Consider the following 16,104-nt stretch of genomic DNA (forward strand, 5'->3'; position numbering starts at 1 on the left):
TCAACTCGCTTGAAAGGTGTTCAGCAGCACCGCCAGCTGGCGTCGCTGCTCGGTGGTGATTTCCGGGTCCGCGCCACTTTTGGCGTTTTCCTGGGTCAGCCAGGCCAGGCTCGACAGCCAGTCGATCTGGAAGCTCTGCTCCTGGTTGGACGGCTCTTTCGGGAGCACTGGCAATTCGCCCTGGGCGAAGGTCTGGTAGGCGCCGAATACGGGTTGGCCCTCACCCAGCAGGGCGGTCGGGCGCTCGCTGACAGGTTTGCCCAGCAGGTCGAACCAGGACAGGAAGTCCCGCATGGCCAGTTGCACGGTCAGGACCTGGCGCTGGACTATCTGGTCACGGCGCACGCCGTTGAAAATCCGGCGCATGACGGCGGCATCCAGTTGTTCGATGAAGGCCGGTCGGCGTACTGCACTGACCAGTTCCTCGACCAGGGCCTCGACCACTTCGCGGCTCATGCGCAGGCTGCTCAGGTGCAGCGGTTGCGTACCCAGCTCGCGCATATGCTTGATCCACGCCTTCAGCGCCGCGCGTACAAAGCGTTGCTCGGAGTTGAGGCGCTTGGCCACAGGCTTGGGGGCAACTGCTGGCGTTGCCGAGGCAGTGTTGCCGAACACGTTGCCGAAGTTGAGTGCCGGGGCCTTGTTGGCCGGGGCCCTGACGGCGGGTTCCGGCTCTTCGCCGGCCTCGCCGTCAATGCCGTCGATGTCGTACACACCGCCCAGGTACAGTTCACGCAGCTGTTCGACAGGCACCTGCAAGGCATGGATCAGTTCGCTGATCGCGTCCGGGTCGGCGCCCAGGTTGTCGAGCAGGTACTGGGTTTTTTCACGCTTCTTGTTCAGCAGTTGCTCGAAGTCTTCCTCGCGCCAGGTGTTCAGGCCGTGCTCCAGCAGGTCGGTGCGGCACTGTTCCAGCTGTTCTTCGATACGGGTGAGCTTGAAGTCGATGTTGCTGATGCCCCGGAAGCTGCCACTGAAGCGGGTGATCCCGCCGTCATTCAGTTCGAGCATCGCGGCCCAGGCGTCAGCCGGGTCCTTGATGTGCCGCAGCACCGACGGGCTTTGCGCGAAGCATTGTTGTAACTGTACAAGGCGCGGTGCATGGCGCTCGTTCAGGCTGGTTTCTTCGCCGTTGCCGATATCGCGCTCGATGAACGCGGTATCCAGGCGCGGCTTGCGCACCAGGTAGGTGTTGTTGAACGGTACCCCGGACCAGTCTTTCATCCACTCCTGGCTGCCGAAGCGCTCGATCATGGTCAGCTTCATCATGTTCTCGCAGCCTTCGGGCAGCTGCCCTTCGCTCAGGGCGAGCGTGTTGCCGATGAAGCCATCGAGCATGGTCAGCGCCCAGATCAGGCCGGGGGTGCGCTGGCTGCGTTCTTTGGGCGTGGCGCCCTGTGTCTTGTGGATCCAGCGGGTCAGCACCGGCCCCACGCTGACCACTTCGCTTTGCTTGAACGAACTGGTGCACAGCACCAGGCCATTCATCTGCTGGGCGTCGGTATAGCGCTCGAACAGATAGGCGACCTTGCCCCGCAGGATCAGGCTGGCGGCCGGGTTGACCTCTTCGACCACGTCCGGGCTTGCCGCATCTTCGATACGCAGCAACTTCTGGCGAGTGCGGTAACCGGGGAAGTCGAGCAGGTCGACTTCTTCAACGACCGGGTCCTTGGGGCTGTTGGTCAAGCGGAAGGTCATCTCGGCAGTCAGTGCCGCCAGTTGCGCGACCGACAGTGTCACGCTCCCCTGCACCTTGTCGCCCTGCAGCGGCAGTACGTTTACTGGCAGGTCGCGGCCAGTACCCAGGCGGCCGAGAATATCGACGTTCATGATGCTGTTGGCCTGGGTGTAGGCGCCGTTTTCTTCCTTCACCAGCACGCTCAAGGGGGCGTAGACGGTGTCGGGGAAACCCAGTTTCTGCAGGCTGCCGACCAGCAGTTCATAAATTTCGGTGAGGGCGTCCTGTTCGCCCCACAGTACTGAAAACAGCTTGGCACGCTGGCGCGGGTTCAGGCGTGGTGCCAGCTTGATCACCCGTGGCCAGTAAAGCTCGTTGAGCTTGCGCACCGACTTTTCGTAGTTGCCTTTGAGGTAGTCCCACAGGGCGACCACGTCATCGCCGTTGACGCCCGGTTGCAGGCCTTCGTTCTCGCGGCCCTCGAAGCCGGCCAGCAGGGTCTGGATGCGTTCGTCTGTATAGGTGTAATCCAGCTTTTCCTGGTCGAAATCCTCGAACCAGGCATTGGACAGGATCTTTGCCACTTCGATTTCGCTGAACAGCTTCAGCTCGACCGGATGGTTGGCATCCGGGCTGGGTCTGGCGCGCCGGCTGAAACGGGTGACCAGGCCGGTGGCTTCCTTGCCTAGGCCGGTCGGGTTCACATGTTCGATGAAGTCCAGGGTGCGGCCGCCGAAATCGGTTTCCAGGCGGCCACTGCGGTCAGCGGCCAATGCCGAGATCAGGTACGACTTGCCCGCCTGGGACAGGCCGAAGAAGCCGATCACCATGGGTGTGGAAGCGGCACGCTGCAGGTCCTTGGCGCGGTTGCGGGCCTGGCGTAGGCGCAGGTTGAGGCCATCGGCCTCGGCCTCGACACTGGCGGCATTGCCACGCACCTGCTCGATCCATTCCAGCGCCTCGCCGGCGCCTTTGTGAATGGCGCCCCAGGCACCCATCAACTGCTGTTGCTTTGGCGTAAGGTCGCTCATTTTCCTTTGACGTTCCCGCTGTCGAGCCAATAGTCGCTGTCACTCAAGCTCATGGTTGGCATGGTGTTGAGTGAGAGTTCAAGATCCCGGTCGAAGTCGAAGTCGGCATCCTGGATGTTCGATTCCAGCTTCTGGATGACCAGCTTGTCGCTGATCAGCCCCTGGTCGCGTTCTTCCTGTTCGAACTGCTCGACTTCAAGGCGGATGCGCAAAACCGGCGCTTCGCCATTCTTGCCGATCGCCCTGGAGAACGCTGCCTTGCCCGAGGGGGTGAAACGCAGCGTGTAAAGCGGTGAGGCCGACCAGCGCTCGGTGGCCAGTTGGCGGTAACCCAGGTGCAGGTCGCCGCGCATCTCCAGCCAAGGCGTACCACGCTCATCGCCTTCGCCGACGATGGGCAGTTCGATCAGGCCTTTATCAGACTTCAGGTCGTGGTAGAGCACGTCGTGATACTTGATGGTGCCGGCAGCGTCGATCTGGCCAAAGTGCTTGATGATCGAGTAAGGCTTCAGCGCGGCGGTGCGGAAATAGAAGTTCGGCACACTGTGGTTGGAGCACAGCAGGCAGATCATCGCGCCCACCGATGCGGTGCTCTTCGGGTCGTCGATCAGGCCGTTGCGATGGAACGGGTACCAGCCGCCGGTGCGGTAGTTCTGCATCGGCAGAATGCGCCCGGGCGGCAGCGGCAGGCGCTGGCGGATGAACGCCTGAATGCCTGGCAGGCGCGATGGCCGCCCCGTCAGCAGCAGCATGTCGCAAGGGTACTTGGCGACCACTTCGCACAGTTCGGCAAGTGCTCTGGTGACGTTGATCTGGCCGCCGATGAACGCGGCGTGCACCTGTTCGAGGTCGAAGGTGATCGGCGTCTGCAGCAGGTCAAGCGTGCCATCGCGGCCCACTTCGCGGCGCACGGCGGCGTCGACGTACGCCAGCACCTTGTCGCTGACAACGGCTTCACCCAGCGCCTGCTGCCAGGTTTGCTCGACCGCGGCGGGTGGCAGGGCCGGGTCGAACTGCTCGTAGGCCTTCAGCAGTGCGAGGCCCAGCGGCACGAACACTTGCAGGTTCAACTGCTGGCGCAGCAGGCGTTCCTGGACGGTGGCTCCGCCGTTCCCGCACAGGCTCGACATCAACGCATCCGGTGCCGGCACGCCGGCATTGCGCAGCGCGTTGGCGAAGGAGGGCAGGATGAACTCCTGGATCACATCCAGCAGGATGTCATCGCCCGCAATCTTGAAGCCGTCACGGAAGCGCTGGTTCGGCACGATGTGCGCGTTGGCGCCGGCGCCACCGCCGGTGCCCCGATCCAGGCGGTAATCGGTAATCACCAGGTCCGTGGTGCCGCCGCCGATGTCGATGGTCGCCAGGGTGATCTGTTCGTGCTCAAGCTTGTCCGGGCGGGCCAGCGTGGCAAAGAACTCCTCCGGGTGACCGGCAAAGTTCTCGTTGACCTCGTTGTACAGGTAGACCAGCTGGCCGCAGCTGGCTTCGTCCCACTCCACACGCACGCTAGGGAACGGGGTGCGGGTCGCGACGCCCTTGCCTTTGAACGGGTTGCTCTCGTCCTGGTGCCAGCCCAGGCTCTTCCACACCAGGCCAATGGCCTCGTACAGGCGGTTGCTGAGCAGGCTGCGCTCGGCCTGGGGCATGCCTGGTGGAACGGTCAGGGTAATGCTGTTGAGCAGGCGCGGCACCCGCGCGTGGCCCTGGCGCGAGCGCTGCGCCGGGCTGTTGATCTGGGTCAGCGCCTGGGTCACCACTTCGGCCAGCATGAAGGTCATCAGGTTGCTGCGCGAATAGCGCGGGTTGAAGACCGGCATGTCGAAGGGCTTGAGGTACAGCGGCTGGCCACGGTCGTTGATCAGGTTGGCGAACGGCGCGGCGACGGCCATTGGCTCCTTGTCGGTCTTGACGTAGGCGGTGTTGAAGCGCCAGCCATGGCCGTAGGCCTTTTCATCCCACAGGTAGCGTTTGGGGCTGGAGAGGCCGGTCGAGCCTTCGGTGCCGCGGTTGCGGCTGGCCAGGCGGCTGGCTTCACCGCCGACACGGGCGATGGTCGGCCACTGGAAGGCATTGTGGCGGCCGCTCTTGATCGACAGGTGGTCTTTGCCGAAGGCGGCGTGGGTGAACTCGACCCGGCTCTCGAAAGCCTGGTTGTAGACTTTTTCCGGCTCGCTCAGGTCGCGCAGTGCCAGTACGTAGTTGTGGCGCATGCCCGAACCCGCCTGGCCATGGTCCTCAATGAGGATGCCGCAGGTGCGCGAGTTGCCGACGTCCAGCACCAGGTCCACCGGGATCGGCTTGACGATGCCATTGGCCTCGTTGGCGATCACCTTGATTTCCGGGATCTCGACCTTTGGCTTTTCGTTGCTCTGCTCGGCCGGGACCGGGCGGCGCAACAGGCTCAGCAGGTTCAGATAGTGGCCAAGGTGGCGGTTGCCCTGCAGGTCACGATCCAGGCGTTCGCGCGTCCACTCGGCACGCGCCTCGGTGTACACCTCCACCAGCCAGTCGCGGATCCATGTGTGCGTCAGGAACCAGCCATATTCGCGGGCACTGCACGCCAGCTTGAACGCCACGCCCGAGCGCACGTCGTCTTCGTTGGGCGCCAGGTACGGTGCGCCGGTAACCACTGGCATGGTGCGGCTGTCGAAGCCGAGGGTGAGGCGGTGGGTGTTGCCGTCGACATCGGGCTCCGCGAGCTTGACCAGGCGCATGCGCGCCCAGTTGTTCGGGCCTTCGTCAAAGCGATAAGGCGGCGTGAAACGCAGGACCGGGATCGGCAACCAGATCCCGTCCAGCAGCTTCAGGCTGTCTTCCATGGGCAAGCGGAAGTGGCTCTCTTCGCTGGTGTCGAACTCCACCTGCACCACTTTGTCTGGCTCGGGCTCGTAGAAGTCCTTGTACTCCTTGGACCACAGCAGGCGTGTCGGCACCATGCCGTTGTTGAGCTGGACGAATTTGCCGGTCTGCTCGCCATCCGGGCCGAGACGCAGGGCGAAATCCATGAATTGAATTCCGGTATCGCTGACCAGCGTGACCGTTTCTTCGAACTGGGTGATTTCGGGCAACATCTTCTGCGTTTCTCGTGTGATTAGCCGGCTTTTTTCATTTGAATGTCGAAGCCTTTGGCACCGTAGTTGGCGTTGCAATCGGCAGCGCCGTTGGCGTTGGCTTTGCAGCCCACTTGCGGCAAGTCATAGCTGCTGCCATCGGCGCAGGCGGCCTGGCCGGAACTGTTGATCGACAACAGGCCGCCTTGCATGGCTGCGGCAACTGGCGCATGGCACTGCACGTTGTCCGGGCGGGTGACCGTGGCCTGGCCCTTGCCGTTCTGGAAGTCGTACTTCAGGCGCAGGGGTTTGCCAGTGCCGGCTTCTTGAATGCCTGCACCCGCCCAGTTGCCGTTGAGGAAGTCCGCGTTGCCGTCGGCCGCATCTGGCGGGATGCTCAAGTCATCAGGTTGCGGCGGCTGAGCGCTGGTTTGCGCTTGCTCATCGGCCAGCTGTGGTGGCGCAGGGGGCGTGTTCCCTGGCGTTGATGCCTCGGGCCCGCCTGGCGGTGGCGTGTCGGATGCTTGCTCTGGCGCTGGCGGCTGCTCCGGCGCTGGCGGTGTTTCTGGCTTGCCCTGCGCAGGGGTGTCGGCATTATCCGCCGGCGCTTGGCTATCGCCTTGTGGCACGGCACCGCCTGCATCGGCTGAGCCGCCCGGCAGGCCCGCCGGGTTGCCATTACTCACCGCCACGTCCGGGGCAGCTACACCCATTGCACCGTTCGCAGCGCCAACAATGCCCGACGATTGTGTAGGCACTTGGGCTTGGTAGTTGTTTGATGCAGAGGTATCGCGGCCAAAGTCCGGGATGCCTGGACCGGAAAGGTTGACCCCAGGGATGCAGCCGCGCAGCCCGAACAACAGCAGGAGCAGCAGCGCCAGCAGCAACAGCAATGGCAGCAGCCAGCGCCAGTTGCGCCACCACGGCAGGCGTGCGACGGCAGCGGCTGGCGCTACCGCTGCTGCTGCCGCCGGCGCAATGGGCGCGGCTGGGGGAACCGGCGGCGTGGCCACGGGTTCGGCGATGGGTGCGGTGCGCGGATACAGGCAGTGCAGGGGCTGTCGGCTGCGCTCGGCACCGGCATGGATGAAGCCCCAGAAGGTCAGTACAGGGCGGCCATCGACCAGGTAGACGAAGTTTTCGTCAGGGAAGGGCACGACACAGGTCAGCAGCTTGCCGAACACCGCGTTATCACCTTCGGCGGCCTTTCTGGCCGTTGCCGAGGGTTGGCCGTTGGCATCCAGGCCAAGCAAGGTGTTGCTCAGGGCGTTGATCTTGGTTTGCAACACCTCGAGCTGCGCACGTGCTGGCGCGCGTTCCTCCTCGGTGGCGCTGCTCCAGGGGATTACATCGCCTGGGCGGTCGCTGTACCAATCGATGGTGCGGCCCTGCTCATCGCTCTGCGGGATGGCCAGGTGCTCGATCAGCTCCGGGTGCTCCGGGTACTTGCGCCGAATGGCTTCGCGAATCTGCAAAGCAGCGCGATAGACGGGTTGGCCAGTCTCGCCCAATGCGGTGAAGTGCTCACTTCTACCGCTGCGTAGTAATACTCCGCGCATCCTTGTAGACCTACCTAGTCTATTAGCCGAATCCATTCGGTATCCATTAAACAATACCGAAAAACCGAGTCACACTAATGGCAAAGTGCTTTTTTCGTCAATTCATATGGATGGCTTTTTGACGTCAAAGGACGTTTTATCCGGTTACACTCCGCCTGGTCCGATCAACGGCATCGGCAACTCATCATCGACGAATGGAGCACGAAGAGCATGAGCCTTTGGGATGACCTGAAGAAAAAGGCCTACGATGCCAACCCGGAGCTGGCCGCCAAGGCCGCCCAGGCGTTGGAAAAGGCCAAGGACCTGGCGGTGGAGGCCGGGCAGAAAGCCGCGCCCTTGATCAAGGAAGCCAGTGACAAGGCCGCAGGCTACGCGCAAGAGAAAACGCCGTTGCTCAAGGCTCAGGCCCTGAAGGCGATTGACGATGCCCAGCAGCGTCGTGCCCAGCTGCAAGAGCAGGCCAAGCGCGACAAGGCCGCGCGCGCGGAAATGATCCGCACCATGTATGACATCACCCTAACCCCGGAAGACGTCAATTTCGTCGAGGAACCGTTCAACCATTTTGAGCGGCAGTTGATGTTTTTCGTGCGTAACGGCGAGGTGCTGGAAAGCGAAAAGCGCAACCAGACGCACCTGGACGCCTACCACTCGCACCGCACCACCGGTGGCCACATGTGGCAGGGCACGGGCCATACCGGTAGCAGCTCATCGACCATGCAGGTCACTGCGCACAATGTTCAGGAGCACGAGTTCTGGGTGCGCCTGGAGAATGGCACCGAGGCGTGTTTCCAGCTGAACAACAATGGTGTGCGCCTGCGCCCTGGGCAGTATGTGAGCATGGCGTTTGTGCGCAACGCCAATCAGGACATGGGGCAGATGGTGGCGCTGTACAACCATAACGCCGGGCAGAACTTCGTGACCCTCTCGCCGAGGCAGATCAACCAGCAGTTCCAGCTTTACTTGAAAGAGCCTGGCATTTTCAACGCCAACGAAGTGAACGGTACGCGCGACAGGCTGCTGCAGGCGCTGGACAAGCGTCTGGGCGAACTGGCCAGGTACATGGCGTTGCACGGTGACAGGCGTGCCGGCCAGTTGATAGAAGGGCAGGCGGAATAAACGAAAAAGCCCCGGGAGATGTCCCAGGGCTTTTTTGATATGGCGCACTCGGCGGGATTCGAACCCACGACCCCTGCCTTCGGAGGGCAGTACTCTATCCAGCTGAGCTACGAGTGCAACGCGCACGCATGATACCCATCTGTGTCGTTGACGTCCATCGCCTTGATCTGTGGCCTTTTTCCTCTTTTTGCGCAGGCGGCTTTTGCGGGCCACCGGCCTGCGCAAATTTATCTATCCATATGCGATATCAATATTTCCCACACCCTTCTTATGCCCTCTATCCTCTGGTCACAACTTGTTATAACAAGTCATCGATCAGCGAAGAGACCCCATGGCCGAACTGCTCCCCCTGTCCCCGGTACCGCTCTATACCCAGCTCAAGGAACTGCTGCGCGAGCGCATCCTCGACGGCACTTATCCACCGCATAGCCGCATGCCCTCGGAAAGCGAACTGGGCAAGGCCTTCGACGTCAGCCGCATCACCGTGCGCCAGGCGCTGGGCGACCTGCAGAAGGAAGGGCTGATCTTCAAGATCCACGGCAAGGGCACGTTCGTCGCCAAGCCCAAGGCGTTCCAGAACGTCAGTACCTTGCAGGGCTTGGGCGAGTCGATGACGCAGATGGGCTACGAAGTGATCAACCGCCTGCGCAGCTTCCGCCATGTGCCGGCCAACGCATTGGTTGCCGCCCGGCTGCAGGTCGAGGAGGGTAGCCTGGTCACCGAGATCCGCCGGGTGCGCCTGATCAACCGCGAGCCGGTGTCGCTGGAGCTGACCTGGCTGCCCAAGGCTGTCGGCGAAAAACTGGAGAAGGCCGACCTGGTCACCCGCGACATCTTCCTGCTGCTGGAAAACGACTGCGCCATCGCCCTTGGCCACGCCGACCTGGCCATCGATGCGGTACTGGCCGACAGCGACCTGACCCAGGCGCTGGATGTTGAAGAAGGCTCGCCGATCATGCGCATCGAGCGCCTGACCCATGCTGCCGACGGCACGCCGCTGGACTTCGAACACCTTTATTACCGCGGCGATGCCTTCCAGTACCGCCTGCGCATTGATCGCCAGAAAGGGGGCAAGGCATGAGCATCCAGACCCAGGACTACGACATCATCATCATCGGTGGCGGCACGGCCGGGCCGATGGCGGCGATCAAGGCCAAGGAGCAGGACAAAAGCCTGCGCGTGCTGCTGCTGGACAAGGCCAACGTCAAGCGCAGCGGTGCCATCAGTATGGGCATGGACGGCTTGAACAACGCCATCATCCCCGGCCACGCCACCCCCGAGCAGTACACCAAGGAAATCACCGTGGCCAATGACGGCATCGTCAATCAGGCCACCGTGCATGCCTACGCAACCCACAGCTTTGAAACCATCGAGCAACTCGACCGCTGGGGGGTGAAGTTCGAGAAGGACGAGACCGGCGACTACGCGGTGAAGAAGGTTCACCACATGGGCGCCTACGTGCTGCCAATGCCCGAAGGCCACGACATCAAGAAGGTGTTGTACCGCCAGCTGAAGCGTGCCCGGGTGGAAATCAGCAACCGCATGGTCTGCACCCGTGTGCTGCTCGATGGCGAAGGCGCCGCCGCGGGTGTGCTGGGCTTCGACTGCCGAAGCGGCGAGTTTCGGGTGGTGCGGGCCAAGGCGGTAATCCTTGCCTGCGGCGCCGCCGGGCGCCTGGGCCTGCCGTCGTCAGGCTATTTGATGGGCACCTACGAGAACCCGACCAACGCCGGTGACGGCTACGCCATGGCCTACCATGCAGGCGCCGAGCTGGCCAACCTCGAGTGCTTCCAGATCAACCCGCTGATCAAGGACTACAACGGCCCGGCCTGTGCCTACGTCACCGGCCCGCTGGGTGGATACACCGCCAACAGCAAGGGCGAGCGCTTCATCGAGTGCGACTACTGGAGCGGCCAGATGATGTGGGAGTTCCACCAGGAGCTCGAAGGCGGCAATGGCCCGGTGTTCCTCAAACTGGACCACTTGGCCGAAGAGACCATCCAGAACATCGAAGAGATCCTGCACAGCAACGAGCGCCCCAGCCGTGGCCAGTTTCACGCCGGGCGTGGCACCGACTACCGCCAGCACATGGTCGAGATGCATATCTCCGAGATCGGTTTCTGCTCCGGGCATTCGGCGTCGGGCGTGTGGGTCAATGAAAAGGCCGAGACCAGCGTCAAAGGGCTGTATGCCGCGGGCGACATGGCTGCGGTGCCGCACAACTACATGCTCGGCGCCTTTACCTATGGCTGGTTTGCCGGTGTGAACGCCGCGCATTACGTGGCCGGGCGCGAACTCGCCGAGGTCGATGCCGCGCAGGTCGAACGCGAGCGCGCGCGGGTGTTTGCCCCGCTGCAGCGTGAGCATGGCCTGCCCCCAGCCCAGGTCGAGTACAAGCTCAGGCGCATGGTCAACGACTACCTGCAGCCGCCGAAGGTGACCAAGAAGATGGAAATCGGCCTGGCGCGCTTTGCCGAGATCGAGCGTGATCTGGAGCAGATGAAGGCCAGCAACCCTCATGAACTGATGCGTGCGATGGAAGTGTCGGTGATTCGCGATTGCGCCGAGATGGCGGCGCGGGCCTCGTTGTTCCGCGAGGAAAGCCGCTGGGGCCTGTACCACCACCGGGTGGACTTCCCTGAGCGCAACGATAGCGAGTGGTTTTGCCATTGCCACCTGAAAAAGGGCGAGAACGGTGAAATGACCAGTTTCAGGAAGGCCGTCGAACCCTACCTGATCGCCCTGGATGCCGATGAACAGACCGCCTATGACCGGTTGCGAGTGAAGGCTGATGCAGCGTGAATGAGGCCATCAGCCTCTGCAAAAAACAGAACGAGGGCCACAGGCCCCAAGGACTCCGTGAAATGGCCTACCAGCCGCAAGAAATCTTCTTCCGCAGCAGCGCCCCGGTCACCATCGACGAAGACAAATGCATCGCTGAAAAAGGCTGCACAGTGTGTGTCGAGGTCTGCCCCATGGACCTGCTGGCGATCAACCCGGCCACGCAGAAGGCCTACATGGCTTTCGACGAATGCTGGTACTGCATGCCCTGCGAGAAGGACTGCCCCACCGGTGCGGTGAAGGTCGACATCCCGTACCTGCTGCGCTGATTCATCCTGCCATCCGGCGAACCACCGGACGCCCTCCTGCTGTGCCCCTCGTTTCCCACCACCCAAGCCGGGCGGCGGAGACGACCCCAACTCTTATAACGATTCGAGGGGAAACACCCATGCGCCTTGTTGCAACCGCGGCCGGCCTTGCGCTGGCGCTCACTGGCCTGAGCGCCAGTGCCGAAACCATACGCATCGCCATCGGCACCCAGGACACCACCATCAACTGCGCCACCGGTGGCCTGCTGATCCGTGAGCTGGGCCTGCTGGACAAGTACCTGCCGCACGACGGCAAGTACAAGGATGCCACCTACCAGATCGAGTGGAAGAACTTCACCAGCGGTGCGCCGCTGACCAACGAAATGGTCGCCGGCAAGCTCGACTTCGGCGCCATGGCCGACTTCCCGGGGTCGTTTAACGGCGTTGCCCACCTGGATGCCGGCAAGCGCAGCCTGTTCATCAGTGTGCTGTCGGGCAGCGTGCATGGCAGCGGCAACGGCATCGTCGTGCCCGCCGCCTCCAGCGTGCAGTCGCTGGCTGAACTCAAGGGCAAGACCATTTCGGTGCCGTTCGCCTCCACTGCCCACGGCATGCTGTTGCGCGCCGTCGCCGCTCAGGGCTGGGACCCACAGAAGGATGTGCGGATCATCGCTCAGGCACCGGAGATCGCCGGTTCCGCGCTGCGCAGCAACCGCATCGAGGCCCACGCCGACTTTGTACCGTTCGCCGAGTTGTTCCCCAACCGCGGCTTCGCCCGCAAGATCTATGACGGCGCCCAGGCCAACGCACCGACCTTCCATGGTGCCCTGGTCGATGCCGATTACGCGAAGAAGTACCCGGAAGTGGTCACCGCCTACCTGCGTGCCAGCCTTGAAGCCGACCGCCTGATCGCTGCGCAGCCTGAAAAGTACAGCGAGTTGATCGAGAAGGTCACGGGGATCGAAGCCGAGGTCAATTACCTGTTCCATGGCCCGCTCGGCCTGCAGACCCGCGACCTGACCTGGAAGCCTGAATACCGGCAGGCAGTGGCTACATCCATCGATACGCTCAAGCTGCTGAAAAAGACCGACCGTGGCCTGGACACCGACAAGTTCATCGACGACCAGTACATCCGTGCCGCCTTCAAAGAGGCTGGCCTGGACTACGACAAGGCGCTGAAAGACTACGACGCGCTGCCACTCAAGGCCAATGACGCGCGGACCGGCAAACCGATCACCGACTTCAGCCGCCTGGCGCAGATCTGGGTGCGCGGTGAAGACAAGGTCCGCCACTACGCTTCGCCGGAAGCGGCCCTTGGCGCCCTGGCCCAGCTGGAGCAGGAGGGCAAGGACATCCGCGCCATCTACGCCCAGGCCGCCGACAGCGGCATCAAGTTGCTGGCAAACCAGGCCTGGTTCGTGCGCAACGGTAAAGGCGAACTGGCGGCGTTCCTGCTCAAGGACCAGGCCGAGCAGTATGCCAAGGCCCATGGTGGCGAGGCGCTGGACTTCGTCAGCGCCAACCAGAAGCTGGTCGCCCAGCGCTGACCGGGAGGCACCGACATGACCCGCAACCTCAAGCGCTGGCCGGTGCGCCTGGCGTCGCTGCTGGCCTGCCTGCTGTTCTGGCAGGTGGCGGCAAACGTGAAACTGGACCTTGGTCTGCTGACGTTCACCTATGTCCCCACACCCAGGGCGGTGCTGGACGCTGCCTGGCAGTTGCTGACCTCCAGCACCCTGCTGGCGCACCTGGGCAGCAGCCTGTCGCGGGTATTTGCCGGTTATGCCACTGCGGCACTGGTTGGCGTGGCCCTGGGGTTGCTGATCGGCCGCTTGAAATGGGCTGAAGATACCCTGCTGCCGCCGCTGGAAGTGCTGCGGCCGATTCCGGCGGTGGCGTGGATCCCGCTGGCAATCCTGATGTTCCCGTCGTCGGAACTGTCGATGGTGTTCATCACCTTCACCGGTGCGTTGTTCCCCATCCTGCTCAACACCGTGCATGGCGTCGAGGCCGTCGACCCGCGCCTGGTGGCATCGGCGCGCAGCCTCGGTGCCGGGCGCTGGGCGATCCTGCGCGAAGTGGTGTTGCCTGGGGCGTTGCCGAGCATCGTCACGGGCCTTGCCATCGGCATGGGTACGTCATGGTTCTGCCTGGTCACTGCCGAGATGATTTCCGGGCAGTTCGGCATCGGCTACTACACCTGGGAGTCCTACACCTTGCAAAACTACCCGGACATCATTGTCGGCATGCTGCTGATCGGCGTGCTGGGCATGGGCAGCAGCGCCCTGGTCAAGCGCCTGGGGGCGTTGGCCACGCCGTGGTACCGCACGCGGGGGGCCAGTTGATGAACAGTTATCAACAGGCGCAGGGGCGTATCGATGGTCGTGGCCTGTCGATTCGCCTGGGGCACGGCAGCGAAGCGTTCGAGGCGGTGCAGCGCCTGGACTTTGCCGTGGAGCCGGGCGAGTTCGTCTGCATCCTCGGCCCCTCCGGTTGTGGCAAGTCGACGTTGCTCGGCGCCCTGGCCGGCCACCTGGTGCCCAGCAGCGGCCAGTTGAAGGTGGACGGCCAGACCGTTGCCGGGCCGTCACCGCAGCGGGGCATGGTGTTTCAGCATCACACCTTGCTGCCCTGGCGTAGCGTACTCGACAACGTGGCCTTCGGCCTGAAGATGCAGGGCCTGGGCCGCGCCGAACGTCACCGGCAGGCTCGCGAGATGCTGCAACTGGTGGGGCTGGCCGACTTTGCCGGGCGCTGGCCCAACCAGCTGTCCGGCGGTATGCAGCAGCGGGCCGAAATCGCCCGGGTGCTGATCAACCGCCCACGGCTCTTGCTGATGGACGAACCTTTCGGCGCACTGGATGCGCAAACCCGTGCCCGCATGCAGGAGCTGTTGCTGGATATCTGGGCCAGCATCCGCACCACCGTGGTGTTCGTCACCCACGATATCGACGAAGCGCTGTTCCTCGCCGACCGCATCCTGGTGATGAGCCCGCGCCCCGGTCGCTTTATCGAAGACCTGCGCCTGGACTTTGCGCGCCCGCGCCGCGCCAGCCTGCTGACCAGCCCTGAATTCACTCACCTCAAGCGTCACTGCCTGGCGTTGCTGCGCCACGAGGAAGGCCGCGAACTGCCGCGCCTGACCCCGCTGGGCCTGCCGGACACTGACCACCCACCGCTACGGATCGCGCTATGACTGACCGAACGACCGACAACCCCGACATTCTTGCCCTGTTGCCTCGTCTTGATGCCAGCGACGCTGGCGTGCGCCGCATTGCCCTGATCGAGCTGGCCGACCTGGAAGACCCGGATGGCTTGCCTTGGCTCACCGATGCCCTGCTGGTGGACGCCGCCGACGAGGTGCGTGCCGAGGCCGCGCGCCTACTTGAGGCCTGGGAAGAACCCGAAGTTGTGCAAGCCCTGTGCGCTGCGCTGGCCGATGGCGCCGAGCCGGTACGTCTGGCAGCTGCGCAGAGCCTCAGCGAACTCAAGAGCCTTGAGGCCGGCCAGCTGATCCTCCCGTGGGTCAAACACGCCGATGCCTTCGTCCGCGCCAGTGCCCTGCGAGCCTTGCGCGAGCTGCGCCTGCAGGATGCCGCCGACCCTGCGCTGCTGGCGCTGGCCGATGACGACGCCACTGTGCGGCGTGAGGCAGTGGGCATTCTTGGCTGGCTCAAGCACCAGCCGGCGTTGCTGGCGCTGGCAGCGCTCGCCGAGGCCGAGCCGGACACCGAGGTGCGCCGCGCGGCCATCGGCGCGCTGGGCCTGGCCCGGGACAACTCGGTGTTGCCTGCGTTGGTGGGGGCATTGACTGACCAGGCCTGGCAAGTGCGCGAGGAAGCCGCCACCACGTTAGGCAAGGTCGGTCAGGACCAAGCAGGGCCGGCGCTGGTGGATGCCCTCGCCGATGACTTCTGGCAGGTACGCCTACGGGCAGCGCGCTCACTGGGTCGGCTGCGCTATGCCGCTGCACTGGACGCGCTTGGCGCGTTGCTTGGCCATGGCATCGCCAACCTGCGCAAGGAGGCGGCGCTGGCGCTGGGCGAGCTGGGCCAGGCGCGTGCTTTGCCGGTGCTGCAGGCCGCCGAGGCCGACAGCGATCCCGAGGTGCGCAAGGCTGTGCGGATTGCCTTGGCGCAACTGCGCGGGGCTGCCTGATGAACGCCCCGCAAGCCATTCGCAACCTGCGCGGGCCAGGGCAGTTGGTACTGCAATGGGAAGACGGCGAGCACAGCCTCAGCCACACCCGGTTGCGCGGTGCTTGCCCTTGCTCACAATGCCGAGCGGCGCGCCTGTCGGGGGAGATCAGCCTGGTGCGCGACGATGTGCGCGTGGTGCAAATCGAGTCGCAAGGGTATGGGGTGCAGCTGGTGTTCAGCGATGGGCATGAGCGCGGGATCTACCCTTGGGCTTACTTGCGTGACCTGGTCAGCAAGTGAAGCTGATCCCTCAGGCTACCGCATCCCCTTGTAGGAGCAGCCTTGTGCTGCGAAGAGGCCGGTAAGGCTAAAGATTATTTTCAGCTGCGATGGCCTCTTCGCAGCACAAGGCTGCTCCTACAGGGCTTGTGTCTGCATT

12 protein-coding genes and 1 tRNA gene are annotated in these 16,104 nt (G+C 63.5%); 9 read left to right on the forward strand and 4 right to left on the reverse strand.

What is annotated here, in order from left to right; translation table 11 throughout:
* From SB756_RS15520 to SB756_RS15530, 3 genes are read right to left on the reverse strand one after another with little or no spacing between them, the layout of a single operon-like run.
* Positions 1-2,709: a virulence factor SrfC family protein gene (locus SB756_RS15520; RefSeq protein ID WP_410911079.1), complete on the reverse strand. Its 2,709-nt coding sequence runs from the start codon at positions 2,707-2,709 to the stop codon at positions 1-3.
* Complete coding sequence (locus tag SB756_RS15525; protein ID WP_410911080.1) at positions 2,706-5,783, reverse strand: virulence factor SrfB; 3,078 nt, start codon at positions 5,781-5,783, stop codon at positions 2,706-2,708. Before SB756_RS15525 ends, SB756_RS15520 begins: the two co-directional genes overlap by 4 nt.
* A 20-nt stretch (positions 5,784-5,803) precedes the next feature.
* Complete coding sequence (locus SB756_RS15530; protein WP_410911081.1) at positions 5,804-7,321, reverse strand: SrfA family protein; 1,518 nt, start codon at positions 7,319-7,321, stop codon at positions 5,804-5,806.
* A 210-nt stretch (positions 7,322-7,531) separates the two neighbouring features.
* Between SB756_RS15530 and SB756_RS15535 the strand changes: the two genes are divergently transcribed.
* Complete coding sequence (locus tag SB756_RS15535; protein WP_410911082.1) at positions 7,532-8,437, forward strand: hypothetical protein; 906 nt, start codon at positions 7,532-7,534, stop codon at positions 8,435-8,437.
* Positions 8,438-8,477: 40 nt separating this feature from the next.
* On the opposite strand, the gene SB756_RS15540 is transcribed toward SB756_RS15535, so the two are convergent.
* Positions 8,478-8,554: transfer RNA gene (locus SB756_RS15540), tRNA-Arg, on the reverse strand.
* Positions 8,555-8,768: 214 nt separating this feature from the next.
* On the opposite strand from SB756_RS15540, the gene SB756_RS15545 reads away from it, so the two are divergent.
* From SB756_RS15545 to SB756_RS15580, 8 genes are all read left to right on the forward strand, one after another.
* Positions 8,769-9,518, forward strand: a complete 750-nt coding sequence (locus SB756_RS15545; protein WP_016497511.1) for a GntR family transcriptional regulator — start codon at positions 8,769-8,771, stop codon at positions 9,516-9,518.
* Entirely contained in the window at positions 9,515-11,239 is a 1,725-nt protein-coding gene (locus SB756_RS15550; protein ID WP_341797281.1) for a fumarate reductase/succinate dehydrogenase flavoprotein subunit, read from the forward strand. The genes SB756_RS15545 and SB756_RS15550 overlap by 4 nt, the downstream gene beginning before the upstream one ends.
* Before the next feature lie 62 nt (positions 11,240-11,301).
* Positions 11,302-11,547: a ferredoxin family protein gene (locus SB756_RS15555; RefSeq protein ID WP_008096634.1), complete on the forward strand. Its 246-nt coding sequence runs from the start codon at positions 11,302-11,304 to the stop codon at positions 11,545-11,547.
* A 119-nt stretch (positions 11,548-11,666) separates the two neighbouring features.
* Positions 11,667-13,073, forward strand: coding sequence for an ABC transporter substrate-binding protein (locus SB756_RS15560; RefSeq protein ID WP_410911083.1), 1,407 nt, complete (start codon positions 11,667-11,669; stop codon positions 13,071-13,073).
* Positions 13,074-13,088: 15 nt separating this feature from the next.
* Positions 13,089-13,871 carry an ABC transporter permease gene (locus SB756_RS15565; protein ID WP_341797283.1) on the forward strand — a complete coding sequence of 261 codons (783 nt, stop codon included), beginning with the start codon at positions 13,089-13,091 and terminating at the stop codon, positions 13,869-13,871.
* Positions 13,871-14,722: an ABC transporter ATP-binding protein gene (locus SB756_RS15570; RefSeq protein WP_410911084.1), complete on the forward strand. Its 852-nt coding sequence runs from the start codon at positions 13,871-13,873 to the stop codon at positions 14,720-14,722. Before SB756_RS15565 ends, SB756_RS15570 begins: the two co-directional genes overlap by 1 nt.
* Positions 14,719-15,684, forward strand: coding sequence for a HEAT repeat domain-containing protein (locus SB756_RS15575; protein ID WP_341797285.1), 966 nt, complete (start codon positions 14,719-14,721; stop codon positions 15,682-15,684). The genes SB756_RS15570 and SB756_RS15575 overlap by 4 nt, the downstream gene beginning before the upstream one ends.
* Complete coding sequence (locus SB756_RS15580; RefSeq protein WP_410911085.1) at positions 15,684-15,965, forward strand: DUF971 domain-containing protein; 282 nt, start codon at positions 15,684-15,686, stop codon at positions 15,963-15,965. Before SB756_RS15575 ends, SB756_RS15580 begins: the two co-directional genes overlap by 1 nt.
* The last annotated feature ends 139 nt before the right edge of the window (positions 15,966-16,104 follow it).

This window comes from Pseudomonas sp. SIMBA_068 (genome assembly GCF_046534705.1).
Classification (GTDB): domain Bacteria; phylum Pseudomonadota; class Gammaproteobacteria; order Pseudomonadales; family Pseudomonadaceae; genus Aquipseudomonas; species Aquipseudomonas putida.

Excerpts from the sequence above, each read along its gene's own strand:
- SB756_RS15520 (WP_410911079.1), bottom strand. The coding sequence starts at position 2,709 with ATGAGCGACCTTACGCCAAAGCAACAGCAGTTGATGGGTGCCTGGGGC.
- SB756_RS15525 (WP_410911080.1), bottom strand. The coding sequence starts at position 5,783 with ATGTTGCCCGAAATCACCCAGTTCGAAGAAACGGTCACGCTGGTCAGC.
- SB756_RS15530 (WP_410911081.1), bottom strand. The coding sequence starts at position 7,321 with ATGCGCGGAGTATTACTACGCAGCGGTAGAAGTGAGCACTTCACCGCA.
- SB756_RS15535 (WP_410911082.1), top strand. The coding sequence starts at position 7,532 with ATGAGCCTTTGGGATGACCTGAAGAAAAAGGCCTACGATGCCAACCCG.
- SB756_RS15545 (WP_016497511.1), top strand. The coding sequence starts at position 8,769 with ATGGCCGAACTGCTCCCCCTGTCCCCGGTACCGCTCTATACCCAGCTC.
- SB756_RS15550 (WP_341797281.1), top strand. The coding sequence starts at position 9,515 with ATGAGCATCCAGACCCAGGACTACGACATCATCATCATCGGTGGCGGC.
- SB756_RS15555 (WP_008096634.1), top strand. The coding sequence starts at position 11,302 with ATGGCCTACCAGCCGCAAGAAATCTTCTTCCGCAGCAGCGCCCCGGTC.
- SB756_RS15560 (WP_410911083.1), top strand. The coding sequence starts at position 11,667 with ATGCGCCTTGTTGCAACCGCGGCCGGCCTTGCGCTGGCGCTCACTGGC.
- SB756_RS15565 (WP_341797283.1), top strand. The coding sequence starts at position 13,089 with ATGACCCGCAACCTCAAGCGCTGGCCGGTGCGCCTGGCGTCGCTGCTG.
- SB756_RS15570 (WP_410911084.1), top strand. The coding sequence starts at position 13,871 with ATGAACAGTTATCAACAGGCGCAGGGGCGTATCGATGGTCGTGGCCTG.
- SB756_RS15575 (WP_341797285.1), top strand. The coding sequence starts at position 14,719 with ATGACTGACCGAACGACCGACAACCCCGACATTCTTGCCCTGTTGCCT.
- SB756_RS15580 (WP_410911085.1), top strand. The coding sequence starts at position 15,684 with ATGAACGCCCCGCAAGCCATTCGCAACCTGCGCGGGCCAGGGCAGTTG.